Genomic DNA, 18,832 nt, shown 5'->3' with positions numbered 1-18,832 from the left:
TCGCGGCGCGATGAATCGCGCATATCAATGGCGGCAGCTTGCCCATGCGGATATTGCGCAATAAATTGCGCCGCTACGGTATGTGCAACTACGCAACGGCACAGTTAAATGATGCGACTACCCCAAATCCGCCATCAGCACCTTTGAACGGCGCTGATAGTTATACATCTGCTTCTTGCTCTCGGGCAGGGACTCAATATCCACCGGCGTAAAACCGCGCTCCTGGAACCAGTGAATGCTGCGCGTGGTTAACACAAACAGCTTCTTTAGCCCCATCTGACGTGCCTGCAACGCCACGCGATCCAGCAACAGTTCGCCACGCGACGAGCTGCGATAATCCGGATGCACTGCCACACAAGCCATCTCACCAATCTGCTCGTCCGGGAACGGATAGAGCGCGGCACAGGCGATGGTTAAATTATCGCGCTGAATAATGGTGAACTTATCAATCTCCATCTCCAGCTGCTCGCGGGAACGACGTACCAGAATCCCTTGCTGCTCCAGCGGGCGAATCAGTTCGAGAATACCGCCGATATCGTTGATGTTGGCGCGCCGAATCTGCTCGGCCGACTCCATCACAATCTGGGTACCGATACCGTCGCGCGAGAACAGTTCTTGCAGCAACGCGCCATCTTCCTGATAGCTAATCAGGTGGCTGCGACGCACGCCGCTGCGGCAGGCTTTGACCGCACCACGCAAGAACCGCACGGTGCCAGAGAGGAAATCGCCATCGCTCTCCATTTCGTCGATGCGCGCCTGGGCTTCATTCGGGAACAGTTCAGAAATAATCGCGCCTTCGCGATTGGTCACCCCCTGTTCGGAGCAGAAACCAATCATCTTCTCGGCCTTCAATTTAATTGCCAGCTGCGTCGCCACTTCTTCTGACGTCAGGTTAAAACTCTCGCCGGTCACAGAAACCGCTACCGGACCGAGCAGCACAATCGCATCGTTATCCAGCTGACGATGGATCGCTTCCTCATCAATACGACGAATACGCCCGCTGTGGCAGTAATCAACGCCATCATCCACCCCCAGCGGCTGCGCAATGATGAAGTTGCCGCTCACTACGTTAATGTGCGCGCCTTGCAGCGGCGTGTTGTTGAGGCTCATCGACAGACGCGCGGTGATATCCAGCTGTAAGCGACCGGCGGCCTGCTTTACCAGCTCAAGCGATTGTGCATCGGTAACGCGCGTATGTTTGTGGTAAATCGGTTCCAGCTGTTGCTGGGCCATGCTGGCGTCAATCTGCGGACGCGCACCATAAACCACCACTAAGCGAATGCCGAGGCTATGCAGCAGACCGATGTCATTAACGATGCTTGAGAAGTTCTCATGCTCGATGGCTTCGCCACCCAACATGATGACAAACGTCTTGTCACGATGGGTATTTATATAGGGAACGGTGTGGCGAAAACCCTGAACCAGTTCTGTACTGCGTTCCTTCACGGCAAAGCCCTCTATGCATGTTTATTCGTAATTTTCGTATTTTTATGCTCTTTTGCTCTTTATTGCAAGCGCCGGGCCTGACGTTACTTTACGATTTTCATGATGCAACACGCGCTAACAGACTGCATTATCTGGTTTTTCCGGCAAGACAAGACAATTCTCATCGAGTAAAGTTTTCACTTTCTTGCCATCGAGTGATGATTTTTTAGACATAACACAGCAGTTGGAGCGGCATGTCCGAAGCTTTTACACGACGACGATTATTACAGGGCGCTGGCGCATTATTAATGCTAAGCGTGACGCGTACCGGGCTGGCTGCCAGCCAGCATATTGTGGCGGTGCGCATCTGGCCCTCATCGACTTACTCCCGCGTAACCCTGGAATCAAACGTTCCCCTCAAGTACAAACAGTTCACGCTGGGGAATCCCGATCGTCTGGTTATTGATATCGAAAATATGCACATCAACCCGGTCCTGAAAGGAGTCGATAAGCTGGTGCGCGTGGACGATCCCTATATCAAAACCGCACGCGTCGGTCAGTTTGACGCTAACACGGTGCGACTGGTGCTGGAACTCAAGCGTAGCATTGCGCCCAAGACATTTACTCTTGCGCCAGTGGCAGGTATCAAGCATCGCTTAGTGGTCGATCTCTATCCTAATCAGCAAGCACGGGAAGAGGATCCGCTACTGGCATTACTGCAGAATTACAATCAGGGCGATCTTGAACGCGATCAGCCGGTGCAGGCGGCGCTGCCGGGCAAAGCGGGGCGCGATCGACCGATTATCATCATGATCGATCCTGGCCATGGCGGTGAAGATCCCGGCGCGCATGGCAAATATAAAACGCGTGAGAAAGATATCGTGTTGAAGATCGGTCGCTATCTGAAGGCGCTGATCGACAAAGAGCGCAACATGAAAGCTTACATGACGCGCAATGAGGATGTGTTTATCCCGCTGCGTGTCCGCGTGGCGAAGGCGCGAAAGCAGCGTGCGGATCTGTTCATTTCGATCCATGCTGATGCCTTCACCAGTCGGGCCGCGCGCGGTTCGTCGGTGTTTGCCCTTTCGACCAGCGGCGCTACCTCAGCGGCGGCGCGCTTCCTCGCACAAACGCAGAATGAAGCCGATTTGATTGGCGGCGTCAGCATGAGCGGCGATCGTTATCTCGACCACACCATGTTCGACATGGTGCAGCGGCAAACCATCAGCGACAGCCTGAAGTTTGGTAAAGAGGTGCTGTCACGCATGGGACATATCAATCACCTGCACAAGCGCACCGTCGATCAGGCGGGATTTGCGGTGCTGAAAGCCCCGGATATTCCCTCGATTTTGGTGGAAACCGCGTTTATCAGTAATGTCGAAGAGGAGCGCAAGCTGCGCACGTCGCGCTATCAGCATCAGGTGGCTGAGGCGATTTTGCATGGGATTAAGGCGTATTTTGATAAGGGTGCGGCACTAGCGCATCGCTGAGGAGGGCGGCAGCAATGCCGCTTTTTTCCGGACGCCAGAAACAAAAAAACACCCGTTAAGGTGTTTAAATGATTGGTTGCGGGGGCCGGATTTGAACCGACGACCTTCGGGTTATGAGCCCGACGAGCTACCAGGCTGCTCCACCCCGCGTCCGTCTGTCGCATTAAGCGACTTTTCACATTGTATTCTTCTTAAGACAATTGGTTGCGGGGGCCGGATTTGAACCGACGACCTTCGGGTTATGAGCCCGACGAGCTACCAGGCTGCTCCACCCCGCGTCCGACTGACGCGTTACACGACACTTCACATTGTCTCTTCATTTAAGAAGAATTGGTTGCGGGGGCCGGATTTGAACCGACGACCTTCGGGTTATGAGCCCGACGAGCTACCAGGCTGCTCCACCCCGCGTCCGTGGATGCGCACTATACTCTGGACGCGCGGCGATGCAACCCCTTTTTGAGACAAAACGTCAAATTTACAGTCAGTTGATGAATAAACTCGCCATTGGGTGGATTATTGTACAGATGTGAGCGTGACCGCTGATGGCAGATTTCATTCTCTCTGCCCCTTTGCTATCGTCGCCGGGCAAACAATCGATAAAAAGAGAAGGTTATGAAAGGACATTGGGCGAAGTATGCACTTACTGGCGCATTTATCGCGCTGTTAGCAGGCTGTAGTTCCAAACCGACCGACCGCGGTCAACAGTATATCGATGGCAAGCTGGAGCAACCGCTTGGGCTGGTCAACCAACCGAATGCTAAAGGGCGTCCGGTGAACGGCAAAGACTTTAGCGATCAGGTGGTGCAGATTCAAACCGCCTCATCCGGCCTGTTCGGGCGCAACAACGGTACTTACAGCGCAGTGCAAAACTGGCTGCTGTCCGGCGCGGATACGCGCCAGCTCAACCAGTTTGGTTTGAATGCTTATCAGATGGAAGGCACTGACAATTACGGCAATGTGCAGTTCACCGGTTACTACACGCCGGTTGTGGAAGCGCGTTATACCCGTCAGGGCGAGTTCCAGTATCCGATTTATCGTATGCCACCGCGTCCGCGTGGACAGAAACTGCCGAGCCGTGCTTCTATCTATAATGGTGGGCTCGACGATCGCTACATCATTGCCTATAGCAATTCGCTGATCGATAACTTCATGATGGATGTGCAGGGCAGCGGCTACGTTGATTTTGGTGATGGTCGTCCACTGCGCTTCTTTGGTTACGGCGGCAAAAATGGCTGGGCTTATCACAGCATCGGCAAAGAGCTGATCGATCGCGGTGAAGTGAAGCGCGAAGATATGTCGATGCAGGCGATTCGTCAGTGGGCGCAAGAGCATTCGCCACAGGAAGTGCGTTCGGTGCTTGAAACTAACCAATCCTTCGTCTTCTTCAAACCGGAAGAGTATGTGCCGGTGCGCGGTGCCAGCGCGGTGCCGCTGATTGCCAAGGCTTCCGTTGCCTCCGATCGTTCATTGATTCCGGCCGGAACCGTGCTGTTAGCCGAAGTGCCGCAGCTGAACGAGAAGGGCAAGTTTAATGGCAAATATGAGATGCGTCTGATGGTGGCGTTAGACGTGGGTGGCGCGATTAAAGGCCAGCACTTCGATATCTATCAGGGCGTTGGCCCGGATGCGGCGCATCTGGCCGGTTTCTACAACCATTATGGCCGCGTCTGGGTGCTAAAAGCCGCGCCGGGCACCGGTCAGCCGCTGTTTAGCAACCCACAAAATGGCAACAACGGTTCGCTGCTGTTAGGTTCTAATTAATGTCCCGTTTTCCCGGAAAGGTTTGGTTATGACAGTAGTAAGCGACGCCTGGCGACAACGTTTTGGCGGCACGGCGCGTCTCTATGGCCAGGACGCGCTGCAGCGTTTTGCCGACGCGCACTTTTGCGTGATTGGTATTGGCGGCGTGGGTTCGTGGGCAGCGGAAGCGCTAGCGCGCACCGGTATCGGTAAAATCACCCTGATTGATATGGACGATGTCTGCATCACCAATACCAACCGCCAGATTCACGCGCTGCAGGGCAAAGTGGGCCAGGCGAAAACCGAAGTGATGGCGGAACGTATGCGCGCCATCAATCCGGAATGCGAAGTGATCTGCATCGATGACTTCATCACGCCGGAGAATACCGCTGAACTGTTATCGGCGGGTTTTGACTACGTGATTGATGCGATTGACAGCGTGCGCCCCAAAGCCGCGTTGATCGCCTGGTGTCGTCGCAACAAGATCCCGCTAATAACCACCGGCGGCGCGGGCGGCCAGATCGATCCCACGCAGATCCAGGTGAGCGATCTGGCAAAAACCATTCAGGATCCGCTGGCGGCAAAGCTGCGTGAGAGATTGAAAGGGGATTTTGGCGTGGTGAAGAACAGTAAAGGCAAGCTCGGCATCGACTGCGTATTCTCGACGGAAGCGCTGATGTATCCGCAGCCGGACGGCAGCGTGTGCACTTCACGCTCCACCGCCGAAGGCCCGAAACGCATGGATTGTGCCGCCGGATTTGGCGCGGCGACCATGGTTACCGCCACGTTCGGGTTTGTGGCGGTTTCCCATGCATTGAAGAAGTTTCTGGCGAAGGCAGCGCGTCAAACGGCCTGAGCGTGCTGACGGGCAGCGCGTTGCACCGCATCCGCCAGCGCCTGTAAACCGCTGCTGCGCGACGCACTGAGCTGTGCGCGCAGACCTAACGTATCAAACAACGCCAGCGGATCTTGCTGCAGCAAGTCGGCTGGCGTTTTGCCTTCCACCGCCGTCAGTAACACCGCTAGCAATCCGCGCACGATGCGTCCTTCGCTGTCACCATAAAAGTGCAGCGTGCCGTTGTTCAGCAACTGGCTGCTTAGCCAGACGCGATTTTCACAGCCCGTGAGTTCGATATCTGGCGTCTTTAACTCTTCCGCTAACGCAGGCAGCTGGCGGCTGAGCTGGATCAGTTGACGATAGCGATCTTCCCACTGATGAAAATGGGTGAATTTTTCCGTCAGGCTGGCGGCGGTAATCAGATCGCCGAACGGATGCGGGGCGAGCAGGGTTGATGTCATGGGCTTATTCACTCAGTAAGTCTACGGCATGGCGCATGGCGCGCACCAGCGCATCCACGTCCTGCAAATTATTATAGGGGGCGAACGAGACACGCAGCGTGCCGGTGACGCCCAGCGCCGCCATCAGCGGCTGCGCACAGTGCTGCCCGGCGCGCAATGCGATGCCATGCTCGGCGAGCAGCGTAACGATATCGCTGTGGTGAATGCCGGCAATATCAAACGCCAGCAGGCTGGCATTGCCACAGCGGAAGCTGCGAAAACCGGGGATCTTGCTCAGTTGCTCCTCGGCGAGGCTCGCCAGTTGCTGGCTCCACATTTCGGCCTTTTTGCCATCATGTTGCGCCAGCCACTCTAGCGCGGCACTCAACCCCACCACGCCGGCAACATTAGGCGTTCCGGCTTCAAAACGCCACGGCACCGGCTGCGGTGTAAAACTGTCAAAATCGACCTGCGTCAGCATTTTGCCGCCGCCTTGCCATGGATCCATCGCTTCCAGCAGTTCCGCTTTGCCATACAGCACGCCAATGCCCATTGGGCCGTAAAGCTTATGGCCGGAAAAAGCATAGAAATCAATATCCAGCGCCTCTACATCCGGCGGACAATGCACCACACCTTGTGCGCCATCGACCATCACTTTGGCACCGACGTCATGGGCTAAACGGATCGCCTGCGCCAGATCCGGACAGCCGCCGGTGACGTTCGACATCTGACCAACGGCCAGCAATCGGGTACGTGAATTGAGCAGTGCTGGCAACAGCGTGATATCCGGCAAACGATCGTCGCCCAACGGCCATTTCACCACTTTTGCGCCCGCCGCTTTTGCCACCATCAGCCACGGCACCAGATTGGCATGGTGTTCGGCTTCGCTAACCACGATTTCATCGCCAGCCTGCAATCGCGGAGCCAGCCAACTGTTCGCCACCAGGTTGATCGCTTCGGTGGTGCCGCGCGTCCAGACAATCTGCCGATCGTCCGCAGCATTGAGCCAGCGCGCCACTAATCCGCGCGCCTGTTCGTATTTTTCCGTTAATGCGCGAGCGGCAGCGAACTGGCTGCGATGCACGGTGCCAGCGCTGAGGCTGTAGAACTGTGCGGTTGCGTCGATCACCGCCTGCGGCTTGAGCGCAGTAGCCGCGCTATCGAGGTAGATTCCGGCATCGCTCAGCGCGGGGAACTGCTGGCGGAAGGCGCCGGGAGAAAAAATGGTCATACTCAGCCCACTGTTAATCATGTTAGGACCAGGCTGAAAGCTGGCCCGTTGCCTGGCAAAGCTGGAAAAGCGCGTTATGCTAATTATTGCAAGGTTTGAACCGAAACCCGCATAACGCGTCGCTATTCATAGTCGATTTCACTGGCGCTACCCTTGGTGAGCGCATGCGGGTGGTTTAATGCAATTAATCTGCAAGGAGATAGAAGATGAATAAACTCACCGCAGTGCTGGCCGTGTGTACTCTGGCCTTTACCCTGTCCGCATGTTCCAGCAATTACGTAATGCACACTAACGATGGTCGCACCATCGTCGCCGATGGCAAACCTAAAGTTGATGACGAAACCGGTATGATCAGCTATCAGGATGCCAATGGCAACAAGCAGCAGATTAACCGCTCTGACGTCAAAGAGATGGTGGAGATGGGGCAGTAAGGCAAAAAAAAAGCACCGCAATTTGCGGTGCTATTTAAAATCACTATGGACAGACAGGGTAAATCTACAGGAATTAAAAGCTTGATCTGCAAGCGTCAGATCAAAATGCAAACACAACATCACGACCACAAGCCAAAAGCTCTCCAAAAGTCTGCGATCTCTCGCACGTTTCCAGAAATCTTTTCGTTCCGGCTCAGGAAGTGCGGCAACTATAGGTATTTGCTGGAGCTTCCTCAACGGACAAATTATAATGTCTCGGATTAAAAAAACTAATACGTAGCGACTTTGTATAAGTTGAAGTATTACCTTGTCAATCCGGATACGGAAAACCATGTCTAAACGCCTTCCGCCGCTTAATGCTTTACGCGTCTTCGATGCTGCTGCCCGTCATTTGAGCTTCACCAAAGCCGCTGAAGAGCTGTTTGTTACCCAGGCTGCTGTCAGCCATCAGATCAAATCTCTGGAAGATTTCCTCGGTCTAAAGCTGTTTCGCCGGAGGAATCGTTCGCTTTTACTGACGGAAGAAGGTCAAAGCTACTATTTAGATATTAAGGAGATTTTCTCCGCACTAAACGATGCGACGCGTAAATTACAGGCGCGCAGCGCTAAGGGTGCGCTGACCGTCAGTTTGCTGCCGAGTTTCGCCATTCAGTGGCTGGTTCCTCGCCTTTCCAGCTTTAATATGGCTTATCCGGGCATCGACGTGCGTATCCAGGCGGTGGACCGTGATGAGGAGAAATTGGCGGACGATGTCGACGTGGCGATTTTCTACGGTCGTGGCAATTGGCCAGGCCTGCGGGTTGAGAAATTGTATGCCGAATATTTGCTGCCAGTCTGCTCACCGATGTTGCTGACGGGTGATCATCCTCTCAAATCGCCGGCCGATTTGGCGCACTGCACGCTGCTGCATGATGCATCGCGCCGTGACTGGCAATCCTATACGCGTCAGCTGGGCGTGCAGCATATCAATGTGCAACAGGGCCCAATCTTCAGCCACAGCGCCATGGTGTTGCAGGCGGCGATTCATGGTCAGGGCGTGGCGCTGGCGAATAATGTGATGGCGCAGAGTGAAATTGAAGCCGGTCGTCTGGTGTGTCCTTTTAATGACGTGTTGGTCAGTAAAAATGCTTTTTATCTGGTTTGTCATGACAGCCAGGCAGAACTGGGTAAAATAGCCGCCTTTCGTCAGTGGATCCTGGAAAAAGCGGCCAATGAACAAGAAAAATTCCGTTTTCGCTACGATCACTAATGCGTTGCTGGCTGCACAATGATGTGCGCATTACCTTGAGGATTGTTTGATGTCCAGTCGTGCCATGTTTATTTTTGCTGCCATTAGCGGATTTATGCTGGTGGCGTTTGGTGCTTTCGGCGCGCATGTGCTGAGCAAATCGCTCGGCCCAGCCGAAATGGCGTGGATACATACCGGCCTTGAATATCAGGCGTATCACACGCTGGCAGTGATCGGCCTGGGTGCCGCTATGCTGCGTCGTGCCAATATCTGGTTTTACTGGAGTAGCGCCGCGATGGCGCTCGGTACCGTGTTGTTCAGTGGCAGCCTCTATTGTCTGGCGCTGTCGCATATGAAGTTTTGGGTTTTTGTTACGCCGGTAGGAGGCTTATGCTTCCTTATTGGCTGGTTCTTGATGTTGATTGGCGCACTGCGTCTGAAACGAAAGGCAGATCGCCATGAATAAAGTTTTACTCTATTGCCGTCCAGGATTTGAGAAAGAGTGCGCGGCAGAAATCAGCGCGAAAGCGGCTGAGCGCGAGATTTACGGCTTCCCGCGCGTCAAAGATGACTCAGGTTACGTGCTGTATGAGTGCTATCAGCAGCAAGATGCTGAAAAGCTGATCCAAACGCTGCCGTTTGCCGAACTGATCTTTGCGCGGCAGATGCTGGTGGTGGGAGAGCTACTGCGCGATCTGCCACCAGAAGACCGCATCACGCCGATTGTCGGCATGCTGACCGGTGTGGTGGAGAAGGGCGGTGAACTGCGGGTTGAAGTGCCGGATACCAATGAAGCGAAAGAGCTCACCAAGTTCTGCCGTAAATTAACCGTGCCGCTGCGTGCCAGCCTGCGTGAAAGCAAAATCCTGCTTAATTACGAAACGGCTAAGCGTCCGGTAGTGCACGTGTTCTTTATTGCGCCGGGCACCTGTTACGTCGGCTATTCGCTGCCGGAAAACAACTCGCCATTCTACATGGGCATTCCGCGCCTGAAATTCCCCTCCGATGCGCCGAGCCGTTCTACGCTCAAGCTGGAAGAGGCGTTTCACGTGTTTGTGCCTGCGGATGAGTGGGATGAGCGTTTAGCCAGCGGCATGTACGCCGTCGATCTTGGCGCTTGCCCCGGCGGCTGGACCTATCAACTGGTGAAACGCAGCATGTGGGTTTTTGCGGTAGATAACGGCCCGATGGCGCCAAGCCTGATGGACACCGGACAGGTGACGCACTGCCGCGAAGATGGTTTTAAATTCCGTCCGCCGCGTACCAATATCAGCTGGCTGGTGTGCGACATGGTGGAAAAACCGGTGCGCGTCGCTAGCCTGATGACCGAATGGCTGGTGAATGGCTGGTGCCGCGAGGCGATATTCAACCTCAAGCTGCCAATGAAAAAGCGCTACGAAGAAGTGACACAGAACCTGGCGATGATTGATGACGCGTTGAAAGCGCAGGGTATTAATGCCCAGATTCAGGCGCGCCAGCTTTATCACGACCGAGAAGAAGTGACCGTTCACGTACGTCGACTTTGGGCGGCTGTTGGCGGCCGTCGCGACGAGCGCTAATCCTGCTTCATACTTTGCGCTACAGCGGTCCTGCTTCATACTTTGCACTACAGCGGCGTTGGCTGCGTTTGCTCGCCCCGGTCACATACTCATGTATGCTCCCGGGGACTCACGCACTTGCCGCCTTGCTGTAGCACAAATTATTTCGCAGGATGCCAGCTTCATACTTTGCACTACAGCGGCGTTGGCTGCGTTTGCTCGCCCCGGTCACATACTGATGTATGCTCCCGGGGACTCGCGCACTTGCCGCCTTGCTGTAGCACAAATTATTTCGCAGGATGCCAGCTTTATACTTTGCACTACAGCGGCGTTGGCTGCGTTTGCTCGCCTTGCTGTAGCACAAATTATTTCGCAGGATAACTGTTTTGCACAGTCGCCATTTATGGCGACGGCTGTTTGGTTTGAAATCTCAATGTATTGAGATTGCCTTGCAGTACCAAATCACGCTTTAACGTCGATACTTTGCGGCAAATTTCTGCCATTTCCCGCTGTTCCTGCAATTTTCCCTGCCATTTGCTCGGTACCTGATCCCATTGCTGGTAGATCGCATCCAGCGATCCAAACTGCATCAACAACTCACGGGCGCTTTTCGGGCCAATGCCGGGCACGCCGGGAATTTTACTGCTGCTGATACCACACAATCCCCAATAGTCGGGCAACTGCGCGGGCGTTACGCCAAACTCTTGTTCAATAAAAGGCACATCCAGCCAGCGCTTCTGGAAATAGTCGCGAATACGAATGTTAGGTGCCAGCAGCTGGCAATAACCTTTATCGGTAGAAACAATCGTTGCCTGATAACCAGCGTCCGCCATTTTCACCGCCAGCGTGGCGGCGAGATCGTCGGCTTCGTCTAAATCGGCCACCCAGCAGCTGACGCCTGCTGCGCGGAAGGCGTTCTGCAGCGCGGGCATCTCCAGATGCAAATCCTCCGGCATCGGCGGGCGACCCGCTTTGTAATCCGGTAATAGCTGATGGCGCCAACCGGGCTGACGCTCATGGCTATCAAACACCGCCACCACGTGCGTGGGTTGTGTATGTCCCAATAACTGATGCAAGGCGGCAACGCAGCTGTCGCGGCATGGCGAACCCTGAACAGCGTGCAGACGGCGAATCAGATTGAGTGCATCAATGATAAGAAGATGAAGCGACATAGCGATAGCGGCAGCCCGCAGGCTGCCTTCCTGATGGGTTATTTGATAATTTCGTAGCAAGGCGTGTAGGCGCTGCCCGGCAGCTTCATGCGCTGCTGTGCGACAAAACCTTGCAACAGTTCGTCCATGCGGTGCATGAGATTGGCATCGCCGTGCAGTTTGTACGGGCCTTTCTCGCGAATTTCACGAATTCCAATCTCTTTGACGTTACCCGCCACAATGCCGGAGAAGGCGCGACGCAGATCGGCTGCCAGCAGCTCGGCGGGCTGATCCGGGAACAGCTTCAGGTTTGCCATATTCTCGTGCGTCGGCAGGAAGGGCACTTGCAATTCGGGTGCGATACGAATCGACCAGTTGAAGCTGTAGGCATCGCCGGTTTCGCGGCGATACTCTTTCACCTGCGGCATGGCTTTCTTCATCAGACGCGCCACTTCAGCGGCATCATCAATGATAATTTTGTAGTGCTTGCGTGCGGCTTCGCCCAGCGTATTTACGATGAAATCATCCAGCACGCGGAAGTAGTCGGCGCTCTCTTTGGGTCCGGTCAGAATCAGCGGCAATACCTGATCGCTGTTGTGCGGATTCATTAAAATACCCAACAAATACAGCAGCTCTTCGGCTGTGCCCACGCCGCCAGGGAAGATCACGATACCGTGGGCGATACGCACAAAGGCTTCAAGGCGTTTTTCGATATCCGGCATGATGATCAGCTCATTGACCAGCGGATTCGGTGGTTCGGCGGCAATGATTGAGGGCTCAGTCAGGCCGATAAAACGGCTGTCATGATAGCGCTGCTGCGCATGTCCTACCGCCGCACCTTTCATCGGTGCTTCCATGACGCCAGGTCCGCAACCGGTACAGATGTTGAGTTCGCGCAGGCCCATTTGCGTGCCGACGTTGCGGCAATATTGGTATTCCACCGCATTGATTGAGTGGCCGCCCCAACACACCACGGTATTCGGATATTCGCCGATGTGCAGTGCACGCGCGTTACGCAGAATCGAAAACACCTGATTGGTGATATGCGCAGAGTCTTCCGGCTCCTCGTTCTGGTAGCGTTCTGTTGCCGCCAGTTGTCCGTTTACAAACAGAATGTCGCGCAGCACGGCAAACAAGTTTGCCTGCAGCGAACGAATAATCCGGCCATCAACAAATGCCTCTTCCGGCGGGTTGATCAGCTCCAGTTTCACACCGCGCTCACGGCGCAACACGTTGATGTCGAAGTTTTCAAAACGCGAAAGCAATTCCTGGCTGCTGTCGGTCTGGCTACCGGAGTTGAGTACCGCAAGAGAACAGTTACGAAACAGCTGATAAAGGTCGCTGCTAGCGGTGCGCTTCAGCATGTCGACTTCAAGCTGGGAGAGCAGATCCATCGAGCCAAGCGGGCTGATATGTGTAATCAAGAGAACTCCTTTACACGCAAATGCGTGGCTGATGACGCTGCGCTTAACTTATTAACGCAGCGACGAAAATCCCTGGTCGCGCATGCTTCGATCGCGCCTTCAACAGAGTAACGTTGTCCGCTGTGAATGCTCAAGGGGATCCGCGCATCCGTGCAGCGGCCTGCGAGGCGTCTCGCAAACTATTACTGGCGAACCAGGCGGGAAAATCCCGGAGAGAAGGGCACGTTACTGCGCCACGGATTGATATCCAGACCCCCGCGCCTGGTGTAGCGTGCATAAACGCTCAGGGCTTCTGGCTGACAAAAGCGCTGAACGTCGTTGAAAATGCGCTCAACGCACTGTTCATGAAACTCATTATGCTGACGGAATGAGATGAGATAACGCAGCAGCGCTTCACGATTGATACGCGGGCCTTTGTAGCGAATCATCACCGAGCCCCAATCGGGCTGATTGGTAATTAAGCAGTTCGATTTCAGCAGATGGCTAACCAGCGTTTCTTCAACAATTTCACGGCCTGCAGCCTGCGCCAGATAATCCGCATTGAAGGCGTAATCGTGAATTTCGATATCCTGTTCATCAATCACTTCGCCACTGAAATGGCCGATCGGCTGGCCTTCCACTTCGCTGAGACGAAACAGCGCCACGCTGACCTGACCCTTCGCGCAGGCGCTGAGATCGCGCTCCAGCGTCTGACGCACTTCGCCCCAGTCGGCGAAAACGGTCTGATTAAAACTGTTAAGATAGAGCTTGAAACTCTTCGACTCGATCAGGTTTTGACTATCGGCGCGCAGCACCACTTCGCCCACCGCGACCTGCGGAACGCCTTTGTTGTTGAGCCAGGAGAGTTCGTAGAGCGTCCAGATATCTGCGCCAGTAAACGGCAGATTATCGGGATACAGCCCCAGCGGCTCACGGTTAAGGCTGCGCGGCACGGATTGCAGCAGCGTGTTATCGTAGCGATCAACATAAGCCGTGGGCTTACCTAAGGTCAGGCCGCTTAATGCCTGATCCCGGTTTTCAGAAGACATAACGGTTACCACTAAATTTCATCAAAGTGGTTAAGTGTAACCTAACACTTGCGAGAATATGAATGATGCAGCAAACCGTAGATGCTCTGCGTGAGTTTACCGCCCGCTACGTGGAACATTGGCAGCAACAAACCGGACATTTTCCCGCCAGCGCCGAACTGCTTGGTGTTCCCTCCGACTGCATTATCAGCACGCTGGATGACCGCGTGTTGTGGCAGCCGCAGCCGTTTACGTTACCGGCCACGCTTGAAGCGGTAGAGCGTGCGCTGGATCTGCAACTGCAACCAGAAATCAGTGCTTTTTATACCAGCCAGTTTGCAGGTGATATGACGGCAACCTTTGAACAGCAGCCGATTACCCTGCTGCAGGTATGGAGTGAAGCGGATTTCACTCGCCTGCAGGAAAACCTGATTGGTCACTTGGTTATGAAGCGCCGCTTAAGACAAGCGCCAACGCTGTTTATTGCCACCACCAACTCAGAGAATGAGGTGATTGCGCTGTGCAATCTTACCGGCGAGGTCATTATTGAGGAGCCTGGCACTAAAAAGCGTGAAGTCCTGACGACATCGGTTGAGAATTTTCTTAATGCTTTACAACCGGTTACTCAGTGATTTGCAGATTTTTAGGCTGCGCTTTGTGAGAGATCTCTCACGTTACGTGTGAGAGATCGCTAGATCATTGCGCAGACTTGCGGAAGCCCTAAATGTAAAAATATTGTGAATCATGAACTTATGGCATCAATCTCAAAATTAAGACAGGACTTAATCCATTAACGCTTCTTACTGGCTTGTTATTGCGATGGTTTCTGGGAGAATAGTCACCACTGGCAGGATGCCGGGGATTAAGAGACGTTCAGGAGAATGTCAGCCATGAGGCGGGAACGTAACGGAATTTACGGCACACGGAAGGCTTCAGGACGAAGCAGGACACTCAGGATTGAGTAAAAAGGACACCTCCAGGACGGAGAATGAGAGCCACGCGGAACGTGGTGGGCCAGGATGCTAAGGACCAATGTCATGATGACAAGCGACGGAAAGCGCAGGAAAAGTTGTCATGGATGAGCAGGGAGCACAGCAGTAGCTGGAATGCTGCAAACGAAAACCGGGAGCACTGTAATCACAGTGCTCCCTTTTTTTATGCCATTTTTACGCCGGGCGTGACTGATGGTATGCTTGCCGCCCAATTTTTCTCTGGAGGTGGCGCATGTCGTCGCAAATGATTTTTCAGCGCCTGCAGCAGGTCGAAGCGGTGATGCGTGAACACGGCCATTGGCAGTCACAATCCCCCGAGGCGGGCGCCTTCGCCAGTACCGAACCTTTCTGTCTTGATACCATGGAGCCGCTGCAATGGCTGCAATGGGTGTTCATGCCACGTTTTTATGCGCTGCTCGAAAGCGGCGCGCCGTTGCCGCAGAATTTTGCCATCGCTCCCTATTATGAAGTCGCATTGCCAGCCGACACGCCGGGCTATGCGGTGCTATTGCTGACGCTCAACAAGTTTGATGCGCTGTTCCAGGAACCTTCCGCCTGATGCTCGAAATCCTTTATCAAGATGCGTGGCTGGTCGCCGTGAATAAGCCGGCCGGCTGGCTGGTGCATCGCAGCTGGCTCGATCGCAATGAAAAAGTGGTGGTGATGCAAACGGTGCGCGATCAGATTGGCCAGCATGTGTTTACTGTGCACCGCCTCGATCGCCCAACGTCCGGCGTGTTGCTGATGGCCTTATCGAGTGAAGTCGCCCATTTACTGGCGCAGCAGTTTGAACAGCACCAGATGCAGAAAACCTATCATGCGGTGCTGCGCGGCTGGCTGGAAGGCGGCGCGACGCTGGATTATCCGCTGGTGGAAGAGCTGGATAAGATTGCCGACAAATTTGCCACCCAGGAACCTGTTGCCCAACCGGCGGTAACGGATTACCAGGCGCTGGCACACGTTGAGATGCCGGTCGCCATCAGCCGCTATAACACCGCGCGCTATACGCTGGTGGAGATGGCGCCGCACACCGGGCGTAAACATCAGCTGCGTCGCCACATGGTGCATCTGCGTCATCCGATTATTGGCGACAGCGCGCACGGCGATCTGCGCCAGAATCGCGGTGCGGCGGCACATTTTGGCCTCAATCGCCTGATGCTGCACGCCAGCGCGCTCAGCTTTACCCATCCCGTTACCGGCGAGCCCATAGTGATACGCGCCGGGTTGGATCGCGTCTGGCAGCAGATGCTTGAGCAGTTTGGCTGGCAGGATCAGATCCCTGAAGTTCCCAGGGTTGAGTTTGCCAATGATGCAGTCCAGGATAAGCCGACAGAATAAAGGAGCGGCAAGATGGCAAAGATTGGCATTTTTACAGGTACGGTTTACGGCAATGCGCTGCTGGTAGCTGAAGAAGCACAGACGGTGCTGGAAGAGCAGGGCCACGACGTGAAGGTGTTTGAAGATCCGTCGATGGCGGATTGGCAGGCATACAGCCAGGATGTGGTGCTGATTGTCACCTCAACCACCGGTCAGGGCGACTTCCCGGATAACATTGCCCGCCTGTATGTTGCAGTGCGTGATCAGCTAAGTTATCAACCAGAATTGCGTTATGGCGTGATTGGCTTGGGTGACAGCAGCTATGACAATTTCTGCGGTGCAGCTAAAACCTTTGATGCCACCTTGCAGGAGCAGAGCGCGCAGCGCATCGGCGAGGTGCTGTTGGTGGATGCGACGGAAGATCCGGAGCCCGAATCAGTGACCTCACCGTGGGTGGAGAGCTGGGGTAAGTTGCTGTAAGGACTTTTCCCTCACCCTAACCCTCTCCCGCCAGCGGGAGAGGGAATATTTAGAGGGTGCAGCCCGCACGGTTTGTTCCCTCTACCGCGAAGTGGGAGAGGGCCAGGGTGAGGGCAATAACCATCACGTTACCGGCGCCGGATTAAACACCGCCAGCTGATTACGAATCCCCCAACGATCCGACCACGTCTGCTTGCGCCCGCTGGCAATCTCCAGAATCAACTCAAACAGTCGCCAACCGACCTGTTCAATACTCTCTTCGCCCGTTGCAATAGTTCCGGCATTAATATCCATCAAATCATGCCAGCGTTCGGCCAGCGCATTGCGCGTTGCCATCTTGATCACCGGAATGGCGGCCAAACCGTAAGGTGTGCCGCGCCCGGTAGTGAACACCTGCAAGGTAATGCCCGATGCCATCTGCTGCGTGCCACACACGAAATCGCTGGCTGGTGTGGCCGCATAAATCAGCCCGCGTTTGGTGGGGCGCTGTCCGGGCGACAACACTTCAACAATTGGGCTGCGACCTGACTTGGCAATCGAACCCAGCGCTTTCTCCACCACATTCGCCAGCCCGCCTTTTTTGTTGCCCGGCGAGGGATTGGCGCTGCGATCGGTTTGGCCCTGGCTGAGGTAATCGTCATACCACGCCATCTCTTCCAGCAGCCGTTTGCCGACCGCTTCATCCACCACGCGCGGCGTCAGCAGATGGATAGCATCCCGCACTTCGGTCACTTCCGAGAACATCACCGTTGCGCCGCAGCGCACCAGCAAATCCGAAGCAAATCCCACGGCGGGGTTCGCCGTTACGCCCGAGAAAGCGTCGCTGCCGCCGCACTGCGTGCCGATCACCAATTCCGATGCTGGACAGGTTTCGCGCTGACGTTGATTGAGCTTTTTCAGATGGCGTTCGGCGACCTGCAGGATTTCATCCACCATCGCGCCGAAGCCCACCAGCCGCTCATCCTGCAATCGCACAATGTCGTTGTCATCCAGCGAAATGGCCTGCACATCCGGTGTGCCGGTCAGCAGACGTTCGGGCTGTAACTTCTCGCAGCCGAGGCTGACGATCATCACTTCGCCACCAAAATTGGGATTCAGCGCCAGGTTATGAATGGTGCGAATCGGCACCACCGCGGCGGGCGCATTGATTGCCACGCCGCAACCGTACAGATGATTCAGCGCCACCACGCCATCGACATTGGGATAACGCGGCAGCAAATCACGCTCAATGATCTGCACTACATAATCCACCACGCCCGCCACGCAGTGAACGCTGGTGGTGATGCCGAGCAGGTTGCGCGTGCCCACGCTGCCATCTGCATTGCGATAGCCTTCGAAGGTATAACCTTCCAGCGGCGGCAGCGCGGGCGGTACATTGTTTGCCAACGGCAAACTGTTGAGTGGCGGCGCTTCGGGCAGCGCTACCAGTGATTCTTCAATCCAGCTACCTTGTGGGATGGGACGCAGCGCGTAGCCAATCACTTCACCGTAGCGCAGGATCGCGCCTGCTTGCGGGATATCGCTGAGCGCGACTTTATGTCCCTGTGGCACATGCTCAGTCAGTTGCAGTCCGTCGTCGAACAGGGTGCCAGACGGTAATCCCTGATTGTTGACCACGATCGCCACGTTATCGGCATCGTGCACTTTGATATAGAGCGGTTTTTCTGTCAGAGGACGGTTCATTGCTCACCTTCCAGTTCGTCGCACCGTACGTAGCAGCGCGGTTTAAAATACGTCCATCACGTCATCGTTTTTTGCCAGCCTCAGTATATGCAGGGGTATTTGCCGTATGCATTGTGCAACTGACTGGCTTTAAGGAGATTTATCAGGGGAATTTGGTTCGTTTATCCAAACACAAGTGAAGGGACTCACAAACTGCCGTTATCCTGTACGTTAACCAGGCAAAATCAGGGAGCAAAAAAGCGTTCCGTGAGCCACGCCGCAGCGTTATGTGCAGATGCCATAAAATCATTCTCTTTCAACCCTAATCCTCATGCGTTCTTCCAGTGTTTCGCCGCCAGGCTGTTCCTATACTGATTCTCGTTCTTCAACGTTAGGTTATTCGTCACGACGCATCATCGTATTGCCAAATATAAAAAT

Annotated in this window: 18 protein-coding genes and 3 tRNA genes; 11 read left to right on the top strand and 10 right to left on the bottom strand. The window is 54.7% G+C overall.

Features of this window, described 5'->3' with window-relative positions; all coding sequences use genetic code 11:
- Window positions 1-117: 117 nt before the first annotated feature.
- On the bottom strand, window positions 118-1,446 hold the full coding sequence (argA, locus tag ACVLVH_RS19625; protein ID WP_007891884.1) for an amino-acid N-acetyltransferase: 1,329 nt from the start codon (window positions 1,444-1,446) through the stop codon (window positions 118-120).
- Window positions 1,447-1,679: 233 nt separating this feature from the next.
- Here argA and amiC point away from each other — a divergent pair, with 233 nt between their 5' ends.
- Window positions 1,680-2,915 (top strand): N-acetylmuramoyl-L-alanine amidase AmiC, encoded by a 1,236-nt coding sequence (gene amiC, locus ACVLVH_RS19620; RefSeq protein WP_192412017.1) that lies wholly within the window; start codon window positions 1,680-1,682, stop codon window positions 2,913-2,915.
- 73 nt (window positions 2,916-2,988) lie between these two features.
- Here the strand turns inward: amiC and ACVLVH_RS19615 are convergent.
- From ACVLVH_RS19615 to ACVLVH_RS19605, 3 genes are all read right to left on the bottom strand, one after another.
- A tRNA-Met gene (locus ACVLVH_RS19615) sits at window positions 2,989-3,065 on the bottom strand.
- A 51-nt stretch (window positions 3,066-3,116) separates the two neighbouring features.
- Window positions 3,117-3,193 (bottom strand) — tRNA-Met (locus ACVLVH_RS19610).
- 53 nt (window positions 3,194-3,246) lie between these two features.
- Window positions 3,247-3,323, bottom strand: a tRNA-Met gene (locus ACVLVH_RS19605).
- A 204-nt stretch (window positions 3,324-3,527) separates the two neighbouring features.
- Here ACVLVH_RS19605 and mltA point away from each other — a divergent pair.
- Both mltA and tcdA read left to right on the top strand, forming a co-directional pair.
- Complete coding sequence (gene mltA / locus ACVLVH_RS19600) at window positions 3,528-4,676, top strand: murein transglycosylase A (RefSeq protein WP_101762003.1); 1,149 nt, start codon at window positions 3,528-3,530, stop codon at window positions 4,674-4,676.
- A gap of 28 nt (window positions 4,677-4,704) precedes the next feature.
- Window positions 4,705-5,511: a tRNA cyclic N6-threonylcarbamoyladenosine(37) synthase TcdA gene (gene tcdA / locus ACVLVH_RS19595; RefSeq protein WP_101762004.1), complete on the top strand. Its 807-nt coding sequence runs from the start codon at window positions 4,705-4,707 to the stop codon at window positions 5,509-5,511.
- Here the strand turns inward: tcdA and csdE are convergent.
- Window positions 5,499-5,954: a cysteine desulfurase sulfur acceptor subunit CsdE gene (csdE, locus tag ACVLVH_RS19590; protein WP_110867956.1), complete on the bottom strand. Its 456-nt coding sequence runs from the start codon at window positions 5,952-5,954 to the stop codon at window positions 5,499-5,501. The two genes, tcdA and csdE, sit on opposite strands and share 13 nt — an antisense overlap.
- A gap of 4 nt (window positions 5,955-5,958) precedes the next feature.
- Window positions 5,959-7,164 carry a cysteine desulfurase CsdA gene (gene csdA, locus ACVLVH_RS19585; protein ID WP_498949972.1) on the bottom strand — a complete coding sequence of 402 codons (1,206 nt, stop codon included), beginning with the start codon at window positions 7,162-7,164 and terminating at the stop codon, window positions 5,959-5,961.
- A 206-nt stretch (window positions 7,165-7,370) separates the two neighbouring features.
- Here csdA and ACVLVH_RS19580 point away from each other — a divergent pair, with 206 nt between their 5' ends.
- From ACVLVH_RS19580 to rlmM, 4 genes are all read left to right on the top strand, one after another.
- A complete protein-coding gene (locus ACVLVH_RS19580) occupies window positions 7,371-7,595 on the top strand; it encodes a YgdI/YgdR family lipoprotein (RefSeq protein WP_008109575.1) in 225 nt (74 codons plus the stop codon).
- Between the two features lie 331 nt (window positions 7,596-7,926).
- The gene (locus tag ACVLVH_RS19575; RefSeq protein WP_101762006.1) at window positions 7,927-8,844 is read left to right on the top strand and encodes a transcriptional regulator GcvA; all 918 of its coding nucleotides are present in this window, start codon (window positions 7,927-7,929) and stop codon (window positions 8,842-8,844) included.
- A gap of 49 nt (window positions 8,845-8,893) precedes the next feature.
- A complete protein-coding gene (locus tag ACVLVH_RS19570; RefSeq protein WP_498949971.1) occupies window positions 8,894-9,289 on the top strand; it encodes a DUF423 domain-containing protein in 396 nt (131 codons plus the stop codon).
- Window positions 9,282-10,382 carry a 23S rRNA (cytidine(2498)-2'-O)-methyltransferase RlmM gene (rlmM, locus tag ACVLVH_RS19565; RefSeq protein ID WP_101762008.1) on the top strand — a complete coding sequence of 367 codons (1,101 nt, stop codon included), beginning with the start codon at window positions 9,282-9,284 and terminating at the stop codon, window positions 10,380-10,382. The genes ACVLVH_RS19570 and rlmM overlap by 8 nt, the downstream gene beginning before the upstream one ends.
- A gap of 380 nt (window positions 10,383-10,762) precedes the next feature.
- Here the strand turns inward: rlmM and xni are convergent, their stop codons facing one another.
- The 3 genes from xni to queF form a co-directional block, all read right to left on the bottom strand.
- Window positions 10,763-11,533 (bottom strand): flap endonuclease Xni, encoded by a 771-nt coding sequence (gene xni, locus ACVLVH_RS19560; protein WP_498949970.1) that lies wholly within the window; start codon window positions 11,531-11,533, stop codon window positions 10,763-10,765.
- A 38-nt stretch (window positions 11,534-11,571) separates the two neighbouring features.
- Complete coding sequence (ppnN, locus tag ACVLVH_RS19555; RefSeq protein ID WP_101762010.1) at window positions 11,572-12,936, bottom strand: nucleotide 5'-monophosphate nucleosidase PpnN; 1,365 nt, start codon at window positions 12,934-12,936, stop codon at window positions 11,572-11,574.
- A gap of 182 nt (window positions 12,937-13,118) precedes the next feature.
- A complete protein-coding gene (queF, locus tag ACVLVH_RS19550; RefSeq protein ID WP_101762011.1) occupies window positions 13,119-13,964 on the bottom strand; it encodes an NADPH-dependent 7-cyano-7-deazaguanine reductase QueF in 846 nt (281 codons plus the stop codon).
- A gap of 62 nt (window positions 13,965-14,026) precedes the next feature.
- On the opposite strand from queF, the gene syd reads away from it, so the two are divergent.
- From syd to ACVLVH_RS19530, 4 genes are all read left to right on the top strand, one after another.
- Window positions 14,027-14,575, top strand: coding sequence for a SecY-interacting protein (gene syd / locus ACVLVH_RS19545; protein ID WP_498949969.1), 549 nt, complete (start codon window positions 14,027-14,029; stop codon window positions 14,573-14,575).
- A gap of 592 nt (window positions 14,576-15,167) precedes the next feature.
- On the top strand, window positions 15,168-15,494 hold the full coding sequence (locus tag ACVLVH_RS19540) for a YqcC family protein (RefSeq protein ID WP_101762014.1): 327 nt from the start codon (window positions 15,168-15,170) through the stop codon (window positions 15,492-15,494).
- Window positions 15,494-16,273 carry a tRNA pseudouridine(65) synthase TruC gene (truC, locus tag ACVLVH_RS19535; protein ID WP_498949968.1) on the top strand — a complete coding sequence of 260 codons (780 nt, stop codon included), beginning with the start codon at window positions 15,494-15,496 and terminating at the stop codon, window positions 16,271-16,273. Before ACVLVH_RS19540 ends, truC begins: the two co-directional genes overlap by 1 nt.
- Window positions 16,274-16,285: 12 nt before the next feature.
- Entirely contained in the window at window positions 16,286-16,732 is a 447-nt protein-coding gene (locus tag ACVLVH_RS19530) for a flavodoxin (protein WP_498949967.1), read from the top strand.
- A gap of 123 nt (window positions 16,733-16,855) precedes the next feature.
- On the opposite strand, the gene garD is transcribed toward ACVLVH_RS19530, so the two are convergent.
- Window positions 16,856-18,415 (bottom strand): galactarate dehydratase, encoded by a 1,560-nt coding sequence (gene garD, locus ACVLVH_RS19525; protein WP_192236499.1) that lies wholly within the window; start codon window positions 18,413-18,415, stop codon window positions 16,856-16,858.
- Between the last annotated feature and the right edge of the window lie 417 nt (window positions 18,416-18,832).

The organism is Kluyvera sp. 1366 (genome assembly GCF_054823405.1).
Note: the sequence above shows the minus strand (reverse complement) of the source record. Positions and strands in the feature narration are given on the sequence as shown.

Bases quoted from the DNA above. Each gene is read 5' to 3' on its own strand.
- rlmM (WP_101762008.1), top strand. From the start codon at position 9,282: ATGAATAAAGTTTTACTCTATTGCCGTCCAGGATTTGAGAAAGAGTGC.
- ACVLVH_RS19530 (WP_498949967.1), top strand. From the start codon at position 16,286: ATGGCAAAGATTGGCATTTTTACAGGTACGGTTTACGGCAATGCGCTG.
- ACVLVH_RS19580 (WP_008109575.1), top strand. From the start codon at position 7,371: ATGAATAAACTCACCGCAGTGCTGGCCGTGTGTACTCTGGCCTTTACC.
- garD (WP_192236499.1), bottom strand. From the start codon at position 18,415: ATGAACCGTCCTCTGACAGAAAAACCGCTCTATATCAAAGTGCACGAT.
- ACVLVH_RS19540 (WP_101762014.1), top strand. From the start codon at position 15,168: ATGTCGTCGCAAATGATTTTTCAGCGCCTGCAGCAGGTCGAAGCGGTG.
- csdE (WP_110867956.1), bottom strand. From the start codon at position 5,954: ATGACATCAACCCTGCTCGCCCCGCATCCGTTCGGCGATCTGATTACC.
- truC (WP_498949968.1), top strand. From the start codon at position 15,494: ATGCTCGAAATCCTTTATCAAGATGCGTGGCTGGTCGCCGTGAATAAG.
- mltA (WP_101762003.1), top strand. From the start codon at position 3,528: ATGAAAGGACATTGGGCGAAGTATGCACTTACTGGCGCATTTATCGCG.
- syd (WP_498949969.1), top strand. From the start codon at position 14,027: ATGATGCAGCAAACCGTAGATGCTCTGCGTGAGTTTACCGCCCGCTAC.
- csdA (WP_498949972.1), bottom strand. From the start codon at position 7,164: ATGACCATTTTTTCTCCCGGCGCCTTCCGCCAGCAGTTCCCCGCGCTG.
- amiC (WP_192412017.1), top strand. From the start codon at position 1,680: ATGTCCGAAGCTTTTACACGACGACGATTATTACAGGGCGCTGGCGCA.
- ACVLVH_RS19570 (WP_498949971.1), top strand. From the start codon at position 8,894: ATGTCCAGTCGTGCCATGTTTATTTTTGCTGCCATTAGCGGATTTATG.
- tcdA (WP_101762004.1), top strand. From the start codon at position 4,705: ATGACAGTAGTAAGCGACGCCTGGCGACAACGTTTTGGCGGCACGGCG.
- ACVLVH_RS19575 (WP_101762006.1), top strand. From the start codon at position 7,927: ATGTCTAAACGCCTTCCGCCGCTTAATGCTTTACGCGTCTTCGATGCT.
- xni (WP_498949970.1), bottom strand. From the start codon at position 11,533: ATGTCGCTTCATCTTCTTATCATTGATGCACTCAATCTGATTCGCCGT.
- queF (WP_101762011.1), bottom strand. From the start codon at position 13,964: ATGTCTTCTGAAAACCGGGATCAGGCATTAAGCGGCCTGACCTTAGGT.